The sequence below is a fragment of the Paenibacillus sp. 01T422 genome (assembly GCF_056398785.1).
The window spans coordinates 1-355 of the sequence record NZ_JBFTQB010001743.1 but is presented as its reverse complement, the minus strand read 5'-3'; the positions used below and the strand labels follow the sequence as shown (position 1 = coordinate 355).

General features: G+C 42.5%; 1 protein-coding gene. It reads left to right on the top strand.

The annotated features are described in order from the left end of the window. Window positions 1-95: 95 nt before the first annotated feature. Window positions 96-355 (top strand): DUF1796 family putative cysteine peptidase (locus AC1DUA_RS41025; protein ID WP_477505071.1); only part of this gene is annotated, 260 nt, incomplete at its 3' end.

Below are 355 nucleotides of genomic sequence, written 5' to 3'. Positions count from 1 at the left end.
ACGGTATATTTGCCCAAGCGCAATCTTAATTTTTGCATACCTTAATTCTACTCGTCATTGTGGAGGAGATCGTTGATGAAACGGGAGTGAGAGTTATGAAATGGCGCGATTCCCTAGGTGGTTATAAGGCCTGCATTAGTCTGGGTTCCACATGTCAAACAGCCTATCAGCTTAGAAGACTGGGCTTACGAAAATATGCAGGTCCCTTAGATTGGTTTGTTTCCGATTCAATCGGCGGAGTGGTTCGTTTAATAGATCGTCGTTTCAACGGATTTATGGAACTTAGTCAGCTTGAACTCATTGGCACTACCAATGAATGCTTTGTAGTAAGAGATAACGCACATGACGTTATATC